Source organism: Streptomyces sp. 130 (assembly GCF_007096885.1).
In the GTDB taxonomy this organism is placed as follows: Bacteria; Actinomycetota; Actinomycetes; order Streptomycetales; family Streptomycetaceae; genus Streptomyces.
Genome location: NZ_VJNO01000037.1, coordinates 58,967 through 73,410 on the forward strand (window position 1 = coordinate 58,967; position 14,444 = coordinate 73,410).

The 14,444-nt window shown below is 71.4% G+C and carries 16 protein-coding genes and 1 pseudogene; 5 read left to right on the forward strand and 12 right to left on the reverse strand.

Translation table 11 applies throughout. The features are described from left to right. Positions 1 to 28: 28 nt before the first annotated feature. The 3 genes from FKN01_RS25890 to FKN01_RS25900 all read right to left on the reverse strand — a co-directional run bounded on the left by FKN01_RS25890 (position 29) and on the right by FKN01_RS25900 (position 5,443). Positions 29 to 1,174, reverse strand: coding sequence for a ThiF family adenylyltransferase (locus FKN01_RS25890; protein ID WP_143624664.1), 1,146 nt, complete (start codon positions 1,172 to 1,174; stop codon positions 29 to 31). A gap of 171 nt (positions 1,175 to 1,345) precedes the next feature. Beyond that, positions 1,346 to 3,283 carry a M3 family metallopeptidase gene (locus FKN01_RS25895; protein WP_143624666.1) on the reverse strand — a complete coding sequence of 646 codons (1,938 nt, stop codon included), beginning with the start codon at positions 3,281 to 3,283 and terminating at the stop codon, positions 1,346 to 1,348. A 450-nt stretch (positions 3,284 to 3,733) separates the two neighbouring features. After that, positions 3,734 to 5,443, reverse strand: coding sequence for a tetratricopeptide repeat protein (locus FKN01_RS25900; protein WP_143624668.1), 1,710 nt, complete (start codon positions 5,441 to 5,443; stop codon positions 3,734 to 3,736). A 333-nt stretch (positions 5,444 to 5,776) separates the two neighbouring features. Here FKN01_RS25900 and FKN01_RS25905 point away from each other — a divergent pair, with 333 nt between their 5' ends. Both FKN01_RS25905 and FKN01_RS25910 read left to right on the forward strand, forming a co-directional pair. Next, on the forward strand, positions 5,777 to 6,250 hold the full coding sequence (locus FKN01_RS25905) for a carboxymuconolactone decarboxylase family protein (RefSeq protein WP_143624670.1): 474 nt from the start codon (positions 5,777 to 5,779) through the stop codon (positions 6,248 to 6,250). Positions 6,251 to 6,279: 29 nt separating this feature from the next. Beyond that, positions 6,280 to 7,212 (forward strand): RNA polymerase sigma-70 factor, encoded by a 933-nt coding sequence (locus FKN01_RS25910; RefSeq protein ID WP_143624672.1) that lies wholly within the window; start codon positions 6,280 to 6,282, stop codon positions 7,210 to 7,212. A gap of 47 nt (positions 7,213 to 7,259) precedes the next feature. Here FKN01_RS25910 and FKN01_RS25915 read toward each other — a convergent pair whose 3' ends face one another. Further along, entirely contained in the window at positions 7,260 to 7,889 is a 630-nt protein-coding gene (locus FKN01_RS25915; protein ID WP_185992986.1) for a LysE family transporter, read from the reverse strand. Positions 7,890 to 8,077: 188 nt separating this feature from the next. After that, complete coding sequence (locus tag FKN01_RS25920) at positions 8,078 to 8,662, reverse strand: DinB family protein (protein WP_185992987.1); 585 nt, start codon at positions 8,660 to 8,662, stop codon at positions 8,078 to 8,080. 123 nt (positions 8,663 to 8,785) lie between these two features. On the opposite strand from FKN01_RS25920, the gene FKN01_RS25925 reads away from it, so the two are divergent. Further along, the gene (locus FKN01_RS25925) at positions 8,786 to 9,358 is read left to right on the forward strand and encodes a dihydrofolate reductase family protein (RefSeq protein WP_143624676.1); all 573 of its coding nucleotides are present in this window, start codon (positions 8,786 to 8,788) and stop codon (positions 9,356 to 9,358) included. Positions 9,359 to 9,405: 47 nt separating this feature from the next. Next, entirely contained in the window at positions 9,406 to 10,011 is a 606-nt protein-coding gene (locus tag FKN01_RS25930) for a dihydrofolate reductase family protein (RefSeq protein WP_143624678.1), read from the forward strand. On the opposite strand, the gene FKN01_RS25935 is transcribed toward FKN01_RS25930, so the two are convergent. The 7 genes from FKN01_RS25935 to FKN01_RS25965 form a co-directional block, all read right to left on the reverse strand. Further along, positions 10,008 to 10,535: a GNAT family N-acetyltransferase gene (locus FKN01_RS25935; protein ID WP_143624680.1), complete on the reverse strand. Its 528-nt coding sequence runs from the start codon at positions 10,533 to 10,535 to the stop codon at positions 10,008 to 10,010. The genes FKN01_RS25930 and FKN01_RS25935 overlap by 4 nt on opposite strands. Further along, the gene (locus tag FKN01_RS25940) at positions 10,529 to 11,413 is read right to left on the reverse strand and encodes a protein kinase domain-containing protein (protein ID WP_143624682.1); all 885 of its coding nucleotides are present in this window, start codon (positions 11,411 to 11,413) and stop codon (positions 10,529 to 10,531) included. Before FKN01_RS25940 ends, FKN01_RS25935 begins: the two co-directional genes overlap by 7 nt. Further along, positions 11,329 to 12,027 (reverse strand): DUF6875 domain-containing protein, encoded by a 699-nt coding sequence (locus FKN01_RS25945; RefSeq protein WP_143624684.1) that lies wholly within the window; start codon positions 12,025 to 12,027, stop codon positions 11,329 to 11,331. The genes FKN01_RS25940 and FKN01_RS25945 overlap by 85 nt, the downstream gene beginning before the upstream one ends. Then, the gene (locus FKN01_RS25950) at positions 12,024 to 12,425 is read right to left on the reverse strand and encodes a hypothetical protein (RefSeq protein WP_143624686.1); all 402 of its coding nucleotides are present in this window, start codon (positions 12,423 to 12,425) and stop codon (positions 12,024 to 12,026) included. Before FKN01_RS25950 ends, FKN01_RS25945 begins: the two co-directional genes overlap by 4 nt. Positions 12,426 to 12,517: 92 nt before the next feature. Then, complete coding sequence (locus FKN01_RS25955; protein WP_143624688.1) at positions 12,518 to 13,366, reverse strand: helix-turn-helix transcriptional regulator; 849 nt, start codon at positions 13,364 to 13,366, stop codon at positions 12,518 to 12,520. Positions 13,367 to 13,374: 8 nt separating this feature from the next. Continuing rightward, entirely contained in the window at positions 13,375 to 13,929 is a 555-nt protein-coding gene (locus FKN01_RS25960; protein WP_143624690.1) for a DUF6879 family protein, read from the reverse strand. Beyond that, the gene (locus FKN01_RS25965) at positions 13,886 to 14,164 is read right to left on the reverse strand and encodes a hypothetical protein (RefSeq protein ID WP_143624692.1); all 279 of its coding nucleotides are present in this window, start codon (positions 14,162 to 14,164) and stop codon (positions 13,886 to 13,888) included. Before FKN01_RS25965 ends, FKN01_RS25960 begins: the two co-directional genes overlap by 44 nt. A gap of 135 nt (positions 14,165 to 14,299) precedes the next feature. Here FKN01_RS25965 and FKN01_RS33395 point away from each other — a divergent pair. Then, a pseudogene (locus FKN01_RS33395) lies at positions 14,300 to 14,444 on the forward strand (dihydrofolate reductase); the annotation flags it as partial.

A 14,444-nucleotide genomic window follows, 5' to 3' on the forward strand; every position in this document is an offset into this window, starting at 1 on the left:
ACGCCTGCGCGGGAGGTCGCGTCGTGGGTCAGTGGGCGGTCGCGAGGGCGGGGCTCGTGGCGGGTGTGCCGGAGGTGCCGCACACGGGGCAGTCGGGCTGCCGTTCCCAGCGCTCGCTCTCGGCCATGGCGTAGTCGTCGAAGCGCAGTTCCATCATGCGGCCGGCGGCGACCGGCGGGGCTATGCCGGTGACCAGACGCGTCAGTTCGCCGATCAGGAAGCCGGTGGTCATGGTGACCAGGGGGGTGAAGGCGGCGTTGTCGCCGCCGATCTGCCGGTCGCGCTTCTCCTGCAGCAGCGCTCCGGAGACCTCGTCGGTGGCGAAGGTGTGCCGCCGCCAGCACTCGATGCAGCCGGTCCGCCCGGGCAGCACGGTGTAGTAGACGGCCCGTTGGGTGTCCAGGCCACCGGTGATCAGCGGGACTCCCGCGCGGACGCAGGCCTCGTTGACCCACTTCGCGATCTCCATCTTGGGGCGGTCCGCCACCGAGATCACCGCGTCCGCCCCTTCGAGGACCTTCTCCACATCCTGTACGGAGGAGATCCGCATGCTGACCGGCTCGATGTCGATGTGCGGGTTGAACTCCCTGACCCGTTCCACCGCCAGCGGGAGCTTCTCCTGGCCTATGTCGCTCTCGCGGTAGAGGATCTGGCGGTTGAGGTTGGACAGCTCGACGCGGTCGAACTCCACGGCCCGGACGTGGCCGACGCCCATGGCGGCCAGGTCGAGGAGGATGTGCGAGCCCAGGCCGCCCAGCCCCAGCAGGGTGATCCGGCAGTCGCGGAGCTTGCGCTGCTGGTCGTACTTGTTGTCGTCCATGCGCGCGTAGGACCCGAAGAAGTTGATGTTCCGTTCCCACCGGGCGAGTTCGTGGGGGCTGAGGACGCCGTCCGCGGTGTGGGAGGCGTCCAGGAGGAAGCGGGCGTCGTCGAACTGGGCGATCGCCTCGTCGACGTCCTGGCGGGTGACTTCGGGGAAGTCCGCGCTCAGCGCCTCGTGGACCTCGGACACGGTGCGCGTACCGTCCAGGAGCTGCAGCAGGCGCCGGATCGCGCCCGTCTCGTCGGTGATCTCAGTGACCTCGCCGTAGCCGCCGACGAAGAGCGTCTCGCCCGAGCCGAAGACGGGTGAGGTGTGCTTGAGCCTGGGCCTGCGGGTCTCGCCGGTGGGCATCGCCGAGTTCCTTCCACGATACTGGTCGGTGCGCTGCCCCGGAGGGGCCGCTCAAAGGACCTTCGCGGGTGGGCGATTGGCGCGCCCACCCGCGAGGGCCGTTCGTTACCAGGGGCGGTGGCCCCTCATCGAAGGGCTCAGCCCTCGTGCGCCTGGCCGGCAGCGCTGGCCTTACGGGTCTTCATGGCGACGGACATGGTGATCACCTCCTTTCCCGGTGTCGACGGCAGGGACATCCCGCTCCCCGGCAGGGGAGGGGAAACCGGTGAGGGCGCGCAGCCGCCGCAGCCGCTCTTCGAGCAGCGCGGGCGCCTCGGCCCAGGTGGCCCGCGGCTCGTCGAGGAGGCCGGCGATCAGCTCGGCGGGCGGTCGGCTGTCACCCAGGCGGAGCATCGACTCCAGGCGCGGGCCGAAGCCGGCCGGGTCGGCCTCGAAGTGCCGCAGGAGCATCAGCGCGGACAGCTGGCCCCAGATGTAGGCGTAGTGGGAGCCCGGGTCGGTGAACATCGGCTCCAGGTAGCTCCACCACAGCCGGTACCCGTCGGTGAGGTGCACCATGGGCCCGTACATCCGGCCTTGCGTGCGCATCCACAGGTCACCGAGGCGCTGGGCGTCGAGGTTCTCGCCGGCCCGGGTGTCCTCGTACAGCGCGGCTTCGAAGCGGTGCAGCTGGGCGTGGCGGCAGACGGCCACGAGCTGGTCCTCGAGGTGGCGGGCCAGCCAGGCGATGCGCTCCGCCCGGTCGCCCGACCGGGCGAGCAGGTGCGACACGGCGACGCCCTCGCAGAACAAGGCCACCGTCTCGCCCGTCACGGAGGCCGGTATGGCGGCCAAGTACGGTTGCTCGGATGCCAGTTGCAAATGGACGGCGTGTCCGAGTTCATGGGTGAGCGTCAGGACGTCCCGCGCTTTCCCGGTGAAGTTCATCGAAATGTGCGGCAGCCGCCCCGGAATGTGCTGGGTGTGCGCGCCCCGCTTCTTTCCGGGCCGGGGACGGGCATCGATTCTGCCTCCGTCGAACATGGCGCGGGCCGCGTCTCCGAATAGGGGCGAGATTTCCCGCATTGCTGCCGAGGCGATTTCAGCGGCCTGCCCGAACGAGTATTCCGGGAGTGCGCTCCCCATGGGGGCGTAACGGTCGTAGTCGGCGAAGTCGTCGATTCCGAGGAGTTCCCGCTTGAGCGCGTAGTAGGAGTGGGCCACCGGAAGGCAGTCGTCGGCCGCCTCCAGCAGGGCCGACAGCTCCTCGGCGCCGATCTGGTCCGCGATGCGGCGCTCGTGCAGCCAGTCGGTGCCGCGCAGCTCGGCGCGGGTCTCGCCGTCCGCCACCACCATCGCGAGCGCGAGTGCCCGTAACTCGGCCTGGCCGGCGAGGGCTTCACTGATCGCCGCGTGCGTGCCGCGGCGCAGGTCGCGGTCGGCCGCGTAGAGGGTGGGCAGGGCCGCGCCGATGCTCACCGCGCCCTGCTCGGTCGTGACGGTGAGGCCGGCCAGCAGCCGCTCGGCCAGCCGCCCCCAGCCCTCACCGCCGGTGGGAAGCAGCCGGGCCAGGACCCTCTCCTGCTCATCGGGCAGCAGGTGGGCGGCGCCGGCCCGCACCTTGTGCACGAAGTGGGCGTAGGCATGCGGCAGCCTGTCGTCGTCGTGCGGCTGTGCCTGCGGCTCCGCCTGGGCCAGCTCGGGCTCGAAGAAGGCCAGCTGGGCCGCCAGTTCGCCCCAGGCCCGGTCGCAGCGGGCGGTCAGGTCGCGCGCCCGCGCCTGCGCCGGGCCCTGCCGGTCGCCGAGGAGCTCGCCGTGCACCGTGGCGCATTGCAGCCGGGCGACGCAGGACTCGTAGCGCTCGATCGCGGCCCGCGTCGCCGCCGGATCCAGCTCGGCCAGACGTCCGGTCATCTCTTCGGCCAGGAGGCGGGCATCGGCCAGCACCTCGTCGACCGTCGCCTCGAGCTGCGGGAGCGACGCCTCGCGCAGCAGGGAACTGCCGTCCCATGGCGGGACATCGCTGGGACGGAAGGAGCGGGAAGGACCGAAACCAGCGGCGTGGCCGGCCGGACCGGAAGAAACGGAAAGGGGAATCAGGGCACCTTGCAGGGCGCTGTCGCCGGACAAACCGATCCCTCCCCCAGTCGTTACCGCAACCTGTATGACGCACCGATAAACAACGAAATCTGCGAAACCGAGTTCCGTGCAACCCCATGAGCGTCAGGCGTGGCCTCGACCACGGTACGGTAACCAGCACTCCGAAGCAGGGTCAAGCCCTTCGGTGGCTTTCTCGTCGCGCCGCATTTCGGCCACCGGCTTTACTGTTGCGCTGAATAGATGTTTCGCATTCGGGCGGAGTCGGGGTGACCGTGACCAGGGCCGGGAGGCGGGGGGCACGCGGCCTGCCGCGCCTCGTTGCGTCCATATCCAGCCAGGTTGTTCCGTAAATGATCTATGGCGTGGTGAAACCGGAAATGGGGAGGGCCGAGCAGTCCCAGGAGTTCGAGGAGTTCGAGGAGTCCGAGGAGCTGCGGGCGCCGGATGCGCCCGCAGCCGCCCGCGGGGCAGAGCGCGGGGTCACTCCCGGCCGTCCTCCTCCTCCGGCTCCTCCTCCAGCTGCTCGTCCAGCGCCTCCAGCTCCTCCTCCGGCCGGATCATCCGGGCGTGGAGGTCCAGGTTGTCCGGGTCGTAGAGGGGAAGCACGTCGTCCTCCCAGCGGTCGGCGGCGAGTTCGAGGAGGTCCACGGCGTCCTCCGGGCGGCCCAGGTGGCGCAGGGCGACCCCGTAGTAGCCGGCGGTCTCCGTACGGAACTTGTCGTTGTCGTCGCCCTCCTCCCAGGCCCTGCGGAGATACGGTTCGGCCTCCGCGTACGCCTGGCGCTGGACCATCAGCTTGCCCGCGATCATGGAGTCGAGGCGGGAGCCGAGCTCGGCTGCGCGGACGTACCAGCGCTCGGACTCCTGGTAGTCGCGGTGGTGGTCGGAGAGCCAGCCCATGTGGTGGCAGGAGTGCCGGTCCCCGCCCTCGGCGGCCACCCGGTGCCATGTGTCGCGGTCGGTGAAGCGGCGCAGCACCTCGTACAGCCGCGCCACGTCGTAGGCCGCGTCGGTGTTCCCGGCGCGGGCGGCGGGCGCCATCCAGGGGATCAGGTAGCGGGCGTTCTTGCCGCGCCAGTCGTTGAGCATCGAGGCGTACGCGTATCCGGCCTCGGCGTCCCCGGACTCGGCCGCCTCGCGCAGCCCGGGCAGCTGCCGGTAGTCGGGCTCGTCGGCGGCGCGGGGGCCGCCCTCGCGGAGCACGGCGATCCGGGCGAGCTGCTGGACGGCGTCCTGGTCGTCCTCGCCGAACTCCCTGAACCAGCGCTCGGCCTCGTCGTAGCGGCCGAGCCGCATGCACAGCATCCCGAGGTTCCACTTGGGCGCTTCCTCGCCCTCCTCGACGGCGAGGCGGTGGGCGCGCTCGGCCTCCGCCAGCTCGCCGCGCTGCTCGCACTTGACGCCGAGCAGCGAGGCGGCCTGCCCGACGCCCGCCTCGCGCGCCCGGAGCAGCAGTTCGACGGCGTCGGGCCAGCCCTCTTCACCGGTCTCGGTGAGGAACATCGCGTAGTACATCCCCGCCTCGGCGCTGAGCGCGGAGCCCCGCCGGTAGAGCGCGTCGGCGCGGGGGACGAGCCCCGGGTAGTCCGCGAAGTGCCGGTCCAGCTCGAAGAGTTCCCGCACCGCCGCCAGGGCGGCCGGGCCGTCCTCGTCGGCCTCGGCGATGTCCAGGGCGGCGGCGACCCGGTCGAAGACCTCCTCGAAGGAGTCGAAGAGCCGGGACCAGCGGTAGACGGCGATGTCGCCCAGGTCGACCTTGCTCATGAGGAACGCGGACGCCTCCGCGCACCGGCCCTCGGCGGCCATGATCTTGCCCAGCTCGATCTTGCAGTCGAGGTGCCGCCCGTTCTCCCACCCCTTACGCAGCCACTCGGCGGCCTCCTCGGTCTTCCCGTCCTCGCGCAGCAGCACCCCGAGCCCGTACGCGCACCCCGCGTCGTACTCCGCGACGGCCCGGTAGAGGGCGTCCGCCGCCTGCCGGTCGCCCCGGATCTTCCGGTACCGGGCGAGGGTGTAGTGCGACCAGATGTCCCCGGCCTCGACGGCCCGCTCCCAGTAGGAGATGCCCTCGTCGATGATTCTGCCGAACACGAAGAAGTCCGTGTGCCGGTGGGCGGCCTTGGCATCCTTGGCCAGAGCGGCGGCGACCAGCGCCTCGCCCCGGGTCTGTATGTCGTCCTGGGTGGTCATGGGCGCATGGTGCCAGCCGAGTTGGCGCCCGTGCGGACCGGGTCCGGGTGCTTCACACGTCCTGCGCACCGCCCACGCCCGCCGCCGCACGTGGGCGCCCCGCCCCGCCTCGCACACGTGGCGCCCGCGTCTCCCCCGCGCTGCGGGCCCCGGCCCCTCGCCCGCGCGGCCGGCGCACACCGCGCGGACGCCCGGCCGGGCCGCCCGGAGCCGTACGCGTACGGCCGGTGTCGCGCACGAGACCCGCGTCACACCGCGCGCCCCGGTGTCACAGCCTCGCCCGCCGTCTCGTCCCGGGAATGAACGCACCACAGCGACCCCGAGGAGCACACCGTGAACGCTCGCCTCGACTACTTCGCCAACCCCGTCGCCGGCAAAGCGCTCAAGTACTTCATGGCGTGCGGCCGGGAGGTGAAGGACCTGCCGCTGCCCGCCGCCACGCAGGAGCTCGTCGCCCTCCGCGTCAGCCAGATCAACGGCTGCGCCGTCTGCATCGACATGCACACGAAGGACGCCGTCGCCGCCGGGGAGAGCGCGGTGCGGCTGAATCTCGTCGCGGCCTGGCGGGAGGCGGCCGTCTTCACCGACGCCGAGCGCGCCGCCCTCGCCCTCGCCGAGCAGGGCACGCGTACGGCCGACGCCGGGGCCGGGGTGGACGACGAGACGTGGGCGTGGGCCGCCGGGCTGTACGACGAGGAGCAGCTGACCGCGCTCGTCATGCTGGTCTCGTTCATGAACGCGGTGAACCGGCTGAACGTCATCACACGGCAGCCGGCGGGCGATTACCGGCCCGGACAGTTCCACTGATCCGGACGACCACGGAAGGGGAACCGCGCATGGGCAAGGCCGAGGAGTTCGAGGAGCTGCGGGCGCTGCTGTTCTCGATCGCGTACCGCGTCCTGGGCAGCGTCACCGAGGCGGAGGACGCCGTCCAGGAGACCTGGCTCCGGTACGACGCCTCGGCCACCCGGCCGGATTCGGTGAAGGCGTTCCTGTCCACCACGGTGACCCGGATCGCGATCGACGTGCTGCGGTCGGCCCGGGTGCGGCGGGAGGAGTACGTGGGCCCGTGGCTGCCGGAGCCGCTGCTGGAGGACCCGTACGCGGACCCGGCGCGCGCGGCCGAGCTGGCGGACTCGGTGTCGATGGCGTCGCTGCTCCTCCTGGAACGGCTGAGTCCGCTGGAGCGGTCGGTGTTCGTGCTGCGGGACGTCTTCGCCTTCGGCTTCGGGGACATCGCGGCGGCGGTGGGCCGCTCCGAGGCGGCCTGCCGCCAGCTGCTCGTACGGGCCCGCCGCCACATGCGCGAGGGGCGGCCCCGGTTCGAGGCGGACCGCGCGGAGCAGCGGGAGCTGGCGGGCCGGTTCTTCGACGCGCTGTCCCGGGGCGATGTGGAGGGGCTGCGGAGCCTGCTCGCCGCCGACGTCCGGCTCGTCGGGGACGGCGGCGGCAAGGCACCGCAGCTGGCCAGGACCGTCGTCGGCGCGGAGAACGCGGCCCGGCTGCTCGCCACCGTCTACCCCCTCATGGCCGAGGCGGGCATCACCTGCGAGCCCCGCGAGGTCAACGGCCGGCCGGGCGCGCTGTTCCGGGTGCGCGACGGCCGCGTGCTCCACATCCTGTCCCTCGACGTGCTGGACGGCCGCATCCGGACGGTCCGCTCGGTGATCAACCCGGACAAGCTCGGCCACCTGGGTCCGGTCGCGGACGCGTGGCAGGCGGACCGCGAGGTGAAGGCGCTGCGCGGGCGGGCCTCCCGTGCGGAGTGAGACCGCGCGGCGCAGCCCGGCCTCAGCACCCGGGCGCCGGCCGCCCCTCACCGGGCGATCAGCAGGTGGGCGGCGAGTCCGACGATGACGGCACACGACACCAGGGAGGTGGCCAGACGGCCGCGGGGGCCCGTCAGCACCCGGCCGAGCAGGGCTCCGCCCGCCGCGAGCAGCAGTTGCCAACTGGCGGAGGCCGCGAAGGCAGCCAGGACGAACACGGCCTGGCTCCAGTGGTCCGGCGCGGTGGTCCCCTGGCCGGCGAGCACCAGCGCCGCGAAGTAGATCACGGTGATCGGGTTCATCATCGTGATGCCCAGCAATGCCGCGTAGGCCCGCACCGGACTCATCTGCCCGCGGTCATCGCTGTCCGTGGCCGCCCGCCCCCGGTACTGGACGAGGGCCGTCACCGCACTCCGGCCCGCCAGCGCGACGAGCACCACGGCCGAGGCCCAGTGCAAAGGCGCCGTGACCGGGTGGAGGGCGGGCGCGAGCGCCGAGCCCCCGATCACGGCGATGAGCGCGTACAGGCCGTCAGCGGTGGCGACGCCCAGAGCGGCACACGTCCCGACCCGCAACGACGTCCGCGCGGTGAGGGCCACGAGATACGTCGCGACCGCTCCCACGGGCATGGCGATGCCATAGCCGGCCAGGAGCCCCGCGACCAGGGCCGCGCTCACGCGCGGTGCGGTGCCGGCCTCCCCGGACGGCCGGGCTGCTGCCGGCCCCGCCCCGCGGCAGCGGAGGAGGTCAGCGGCAGCACGGAAACAGCGGTCGTGGTCATGGGCAGATCCTCGGCCGCGCCCGGCCGGCCGCGCAACCCGATAACAACGGGTCCGCCGCGGCCCCTTGGGCCCGGGCGCCCCCGTTACGCGCCTTCGGCTGCCGCCCTCGCCGCGCGTTCGACCTTCGCGCGGTGCGCCTCCCAGTACGCGTCGTCCTCCTGCGGTTCGGGGTACGCGGCCGTCCTGCCCGTCGCGTGGTCGAGCTGTTCGCGGAGGATGTCGGCGTGGCCCGCGTGGCGGGCGGTCTCGCCGTGCATGTGCACCATGACGTCGAACAGCCGCACCTCGGGCTGCCGCCACCACTCCACCCGGCCGGGCGCGTCGAGCGGCAGCGCGGCGATCGTCGCGTCGGTGTGCGCCCACACCCGCCGGTACAGGCCGACGATCTCGTCCCGTGTCTCCCCCTCGGCGGCCCACATGTCCCGGCTGGCCGGTTCGTTGTCGTCCCACCGGGGAAGCGGCTCGGGGAACGGCCGCCCGAAGACGTCCCCGAAGTAGCGGGCCTCCCAGAACGACAGGTGTTTGACGAGCCCCAGTAGATTGGTCCCGGTCCAGGTCAACGGCCGCCGGATGTCGTACTCCCCGAGCCCGTCGAGCTTCCAGACCATGGCTTCGCGCGCGGTGCGCAGGACGTAGTGGAGACGGTCTTTCGCCGCGTCATCGATCATGTGCACGGACTCTGCCATCAGGGGGACCCGTCCGGGCGCCGGACCGATGACTTTTCCCGCACCGCACAGTCTGAACCCGTGTAAAGCCCGCCGCACGAACGCGGCCCATACCCCGAGGACGTCATGCGCACACTCATCAGCACCGCCTTCGTCTCCCTCGACGGCGTCGTGGAGGCCCCCGGCGGCGAGCCCGGTTACCGGAACTCCGGCTGGACCTTCAAGGGCATCGACTTCCTGCCCGAGGCGTACGGGATCAAGGGCCGGGAGCAGGAGGAGGCCGGGGCGCTCATGATGGGGCGGGTCAGTTACGAGGCGTTCAGCCCCGTGTGGCCGGGCATGGAGGAGTTCGCCGGCTACAAGGCGATGCCCAAGTACGTGGTGTCCTCCACGCTCACGGAGGACGGCCTCGTGGACACCTGGGGCGAGACGCACATCCTGCGCTCCCTGGACGAGGTCGCCGCGCTGAAGGAGACCGACGGCGGCCCGGTCATCGTCCACGGCAGCGCCACCCTCAACCGCGCGCTCTCGGACGCCGGTCTGATCGACCGCTACCACCTCCTGGTCTTCCCGCTCCTCCTCGGCGCCGGAAAGCGCCTGTTCAGCACGGCCGACAAGGACACCCAGCACCTGAAGCTCGTGGAGCACGAGGCGTACCCGAACGGCATCCAGAAAAACGTCTTCGACGTGGTCCGCTGAGACCGGCGCGCCGACCGCTCTACCCCACGACGAGAGGAGCACACACCATGCGCAAGATCATCGTCTCCACGTTCCTGACGCTCGACGGCGTGATGCAGGCCCCCGGCGGCCCCGACGAGGACCCCGAGAGCGGCTTCCCGCACGGCGGCTGGCAGAAGCCCACGTTCGACGACGGCGTCGGAGAGGCGATCGCCGGCTGGTACGAGGACACCGACGCGATGCTCCTCGGCCGCAAGACGTACGACATCTTCGCCTCGTACTGGCCGACCGCCGACCCGGACAACCCGTTCACGGAACGCATGAACTCCATGCACAAGTACGTGGCGTCCCGCACCCTGTCATCCGTGGACTGGCAGAACTCCACCCTCCTGGAGGGCGGCACCGCCGACGCCGTACGCCGCCTCAAGCAGACCGAGGGCCGCAACATCAACGTCGTCGGCAGCGGCGACCTGGCCCAGACCCTCATGCGCGAGGACCTGGTGGACGAGTACCGCCTCACCATCCACCCGGTCATCCTCGGCACCGGCAAACGCCTCTTCGCGGACGGCGCGATCCCGACGGCCCTGGAACCGGTGAGCGTCACGGCGACGAAGGGCGGCACGGTCTGCGCCGTCTACCGGCCTGCGGGACGGCCTGCGTACGACAGCTTCTAGCCACCATAGGGACAACGGACCGGGTGGCCTGGTTCGGCTTCGTCGTACTCCAAGGCGTACAGCTCGTACGGGACGGATCCGTTGTCGGTCTGCCGGTCGGATGTGCCTATGCGGACGAACCCCGCTTTGGCCAGGACGCGGCCGGAGGCGGGGTTGTCGGGGTGGTGCATGGCCTCCAGCCGGTTCGGGCCGGCGGTGGTGAAGGCTACGGAGACGACCTGGCACACGGCCTGGGTGGCGTAGCCGTGGCCCCAGGTGTCTTCGCGGAGGATGTAACTGATGGTGCCCACGGTGGGGGTGCGTCGCCGGAGGGAGATCATGCCGATCATCTCGTGCGCGGTGAGGATGGCCCAGCTCCATTGTGCGCGCGGGGTTTCAGCGGCTCGGCCGAGGGCTGCGCGGATCTTCTGGTGTGCCTGGTCGAGCGTGAGAGGTTTGCCGGTGGTGTGCCGGATGGAGGCGCCGCTGTAGACGCGGGTGAGGGCGCGCGCGTCGTCGGGGCGCAGGGCGCGCAGGGTCACCATGCGGTGGCCAGTTCCGTCGCGGTGGGCCGGTCGGCGGGGTCGGGGGCAAGGCATACGGTGATGGCGTCCTCGAACGCGGGGAACGGCCACGGGCGGACATCGCGCGGTGCGGTGGTGGTGCCCTTGGCGATGGCCGCCAGCTTCTCCGGTCGGTCGGTGGCTTCGTCGTAGCGGACGGGGCGGTGGCCGGTCCAGCACCAGAACAGGGAGGCGCCCAGACTCCAGATGTCGGCGGCCGGGTGCGCCTGGATGTGGGTGTCGGCGGGGGCGGTGAGGATCGCGGTGGCGATCTCCGGGGCGGTGGTGTGGGTGAGGGCTCCCCGGTACGGAACAGGGCGGTGGTCGTCGGGGCCGCAGGCGAGGGCATAGTCGATGACCGCCGCCCGGCCGTCGTTCGTGACGAGGGTGTTGGTGGGCTGGACGTCGGCGTGAACCCAGCCGGCGGCGTGCATCCGGGCGAGGTGGTGTGTCCAGCTGCGGGCGATGCCCGTGAGCCCGGACCGGACCGAGGCGCGGTCTCCTTCCGGGCTACGGGCCGGGGCGAGCGCGTGCCACAGGGCTGTGCCGTCGATCCAGTTGACGGCCAGCCACCTGCCTGCCTCCCACGTCCCGGCGCCCACCCGGTAGTCGGGGCTGAGGGCTCCTGCGGCCGTGAGGCGCAGGAGATGGTCGTCCTCCTGCGCCATCTCCGCGGCCTTCTCGTGGGCGGTGTCGTCGTCGGGGTTGTTGGCCTTCACGGCGACCGCTCCTCGGGGGCCCTGGACCTTCCAGGCCCGGGAGCCGCGCCGGTCGCTCAGGAGCTGGATCGCGGCCGGGTTGCCGGTGTGGCCGGCGAGGAGGGCGAGGGCTTCGGCGGGGGGATGTGGAACCCGGCCCATGTGCGGATGTCCTTCCACTGGGTGGGGATGTGCTCGAACACGTCGCGTCCGTCGTCGTCGGCCGAGGCGAGCGCGGCGGCCAGGTCGGGGGTCGCGTGCAGGAAGCGGGGGTCGCGGCGGCGGACGGCGGCCCGCACGGGGAGGAACGAGGCGGGGGCGGCCGGGGTCCGGTGGCCGGCCCCGGTGACCTCCTCTTCGCCCGCGTAGAACTTGCCGAACATCACCCCGACCGGTCCGTAGACGTTCTTCAGCACCCAGTGCGGCCAGGCCAGCAGGCCCCTGTGTCCGGTGCCGGGCACCTCGCCCACCAGGACGATGTTCTCGCACCGCAGAAGGCCGTGGGGCCGGCTCAGCAAGGGCCTCAGCCACTCCGCGGCTTGGACGCCCGCGTGGAAGAGCTCAGCCTGGACGGCTTCGGCGTCACCTTCGGCGCGGTAAACCGTCCACGTTGTCAGACCCCGTCCGAGGGAAGGGGCGAGGTAGGGGCAGTGAGCGGTCATCCGGCGTGCGTACTCACCGATGTCCACGGACCGGGGCCGGGCGGTGCCGGCCTCAACGAGGCGCAGCGCCCCGGCGGTGGGCCGGGGCGCTGCGCTGGCACGCTTGGTGGTCACCGGCGGGTGGTCTCCGGCTGGTCGGGCGCGATGTCGCCGTCGCCACCGGCGGGACCGCAGTCCCACTCGGCGACCACGATTCCGCTTTCCCGGTAGCGGGCGATGGCGGCCCGGTCGACGTTGCCGTCGGCGTCGGTGAACCAGATCTCTGGCAGCGGCCCGTACGCCTCTTCGTAGGTGGTGACCCAGGCGATCGGGCCGTGGCCATTGTTCGGGACGTGGCGGATCGGCCGCCCGGCACTCTCCAGGCACAGGGCCTCGTAGGCCGGGGTGCCGAGCAGGTCGTGCCACGCCTTGTCCACGGCCGGGGAGAACATTTCGGGTGCGCTCCGGCCGTTCGTGAAGCGTTGGCCGGTGATGGTCAGGAACCGGCGCAGCTCGGTCGTTGCGGTGCTCATGGTGGTGCTCCTCTCGGTGTCGAGTGGTGCTCGCTCGACGCTACGGATGCCACCGGTCCAGCCTCAACGAGATTGCGGGCAATTGCGGAACTTCACTCCAGGGCGTCGATCGCAGCCCGGATGAGGTCGCGGGCTGCGTCGCCGTAGACGGCCATCTTCGCCAGGCCGGTGAACGCCCTGGCGTAATCGGCGAGCTCGCGCGGCTGCTTGACCTTGATCTCCGCCGTCAAGGTCTCCACCACGGCGGTGGTGTCGTCGTGGAGGTAGAACGCCTCCAGCGGCCACACCGTGCGTCGCGCGGTGAACGGAATGATCCCCAGCGAGACGGAGGCGAGTGGCATCACCGTCAGGAGGTGACGCAGCTGGCCACGCATCGCGTCGGGGGCGGCGGTGCGGTAGCGCAGGACGGATTCCTCGACGAGGACGACGTAGCGGTGGCCGCCCTCGTAGAGGAACCGGGAGCGCGCGACGCGGGCGGCGACCGCTTCGGCCACATCGTTGGGGGTGCCCTGGAAGGCGGTGATCTGCTCCATGAGGGCGGTAGCGAAGCTGGGGGTCTGCAAGAAGCCGGGCGGGACGTTGGAGACGTAGACGCGGCAGACGCGGGTCTGCTCGTGCAGGGTGTTCCAGTCCTGCTGGACCTTGCGCATCCCGTCTTTATGCAGGCGGCGCCACTCCAGATACATGGAGTCGACGGCGCGGGCGGTGGCGATGAGGTCGTCGGCCTGGTCGTCCGCGCCGCACGCCGCGCACCAGGCGCGGATGTCCGCGTCGGAGGGCGGGGCGTCGCCCTTCTGGATGCGGGTGGTCTTCGCGGGATGCCAGCCGCACCGGGCGGAGAGGTCCTTTCCGGTGAGGCCGGCGTCCTTTCGCAGGTGCTGCAAGCGCACGGCCAGCGCCTCACGGGCTGCCTGTGCACTGGACGATGGAGATGCGGTCATGGGGCTGCTCAGGGGGCCTGGACGGTGTACTTCTCGTGCGGGATGCCGCGCTCCCACACCGTCTCGAAGGCGGCGTGGCACAGCGTGACGGCGGCCGGGGCGGTGGTGCGCTCCTTGCCGTCCGGTGCCCAGTCGCCGGTGCCGGTGAAGTGGTGGAACTGCACGAGTCGGCCGTCCAGGAGCCAGAAGTCGTTACCGGGCAGCGGAATGTCGGAGGCGCGGCGGCGGGGAAGCCAGCGCACGTCCTCTCCGGCCCGGAGGTTGAGAGGGGTAATGGCGTGCTCGTAGCGGATGTAGTCGGTGACCGGCTCGGAGACAATCCGCGCACGGCGCATGACCACGCCACGGGCGACCGCGTCCGTCACGAGCGGCATCCACTGGGGCCAGAACGAGCGAGCCGGGTCGAGGTTCGCTACGCCCGTGCGCAGGAAAGCGGCGTAGTCCTCCGTTTCGTCGCCGACGGCGTACAGGTCGCGCATCTCCAGGTGGACCGCTGTGTGGTGGGTGTCGGCGAGAAGCTCAGCGAACGTCGCGGTGTCCAGCTGCTGTGCGTTCAGCGGCATCGCACGCCTCCCTCAGAATCTGCACCATACGGAACGGAAACCGGATCACCCGCTCGTGCGGTGGAATCCCCGTCCTGTGTCCGGCCACCCACTCGGTGGAACCGACCAGGGCCTTGAGGAGGACGTCGGCTTCCTCACCCTGGAGAACCAGGTCCGCGCTCTCCTCTTCCACCCACACCGTCGGTGATCCCTCGCCGCCAGTGTTCGGGTCGATCCCGACGAACCGTAACGTCATCACGTACTCCCCTTGAGTCGGTTGCGCGCAGTTGCGCAGACCGTCCCGCAGGCCGAGACCGGTGTCAAGGGCGCGTCGTGGCAGGCACGTTCAGGTCCTGACCGATTCGTTCGGCCAGTGTGGGCATCCCGCACTCTGACGTCCGAGTACCGCCGCACCCCCACCCGGTCATCCTCGGCACCGGCAAACGCCTCTTCGCGGACGGCGCGATCCCGACGGCCCTGGAACCGGTGAGCGTCACGGCGACGAAGGGCGGCACGGTCTGCGCCGTCTACCGGCC

Coding starts and splice junctions, on each gene's coding strand:
- FKN01_RS25930 (WP_143624678.1), top strand. CDS start 9,406: ATGCGCAAGATCATCGTCTCCACGTTCCTGACGCTCGACGGCGTGATG.
- FKN01_RS25955 (WP_143624688.1), bottom strand. CDS start 13,366: ATGACCGCATCTCCATCGTCCAGTGCACAGGCAGCCCGTGAGGCGCTG.
- FKN01_RS25890 (WP_143624664.1), bottom strand. CDS start 1,174: ATGCCCACCGGCGAGACCCGCAGGCCCAGGCTCAAGCACACCTCACCC.
- FKN01_RS25900 (WP_143624668.1), bottom strand. CDS start 5,443: ATGACCACCCAGGACGACATACAGACCCGGGGCGAGGCGCTGGTCGCC.
- FKN01_RS25960 (WP_143624690.1), bottom strand. CDS start 13,929: ATGCCGCTGAACGCACAGCAGCTGGACACCGCGACGTTCGCTGAGCTT.
- FKN01_RS25965 (WP_143624692.1), bottom strand. CDS start 14,164: ATGACGTTACGGTTCGTCGGGATCGACCCGAACACTGGCGGCGAGGGA.
- FKN01_RS25925 (WP_143624676.1), top strand. CDS start 8,786: ATGCGCACACTCATCAGCACCGCCTTCGTCTCCCTCGACGGCGTCGTG.
- FKN01_RS25920 (WP_185992987.1), bottom strand. CDS start 8,662: ATGATCGATGACGCGGCGAAAGACCGTCTCCACTACGTCCTGCGCACC.
- FKN01_RS25950 (WP_143624686.1), bottom strand. CDS start 12,425: ATGAGCACCGCAACGACCGAGCTGCGCCGGTTCCTGACCATCACCGGC.
- FKN01_RS25935 (WP_143624680.1), bottom strand. CDS start 10,535: ATGGTGACCCTGCGCGCCCTGCGCCCCGACGACGCGCGCGCCCTCACC.
- FKN01_RS25940 (WP_143624682.1), bottom strand. CDS start 11,413: ATGGGCCGGGTTCCACATCCCCCCGCCGAAGCCCTCGCCCTCCTCGCC.
- FKN01_RS25910 (WP_143624672.1), top strand. CDS start 6,280: ATGGGCAAGGCCGAGGAGTTCGAGGAGCTGCGGGCGCTGCTGTTCTCG.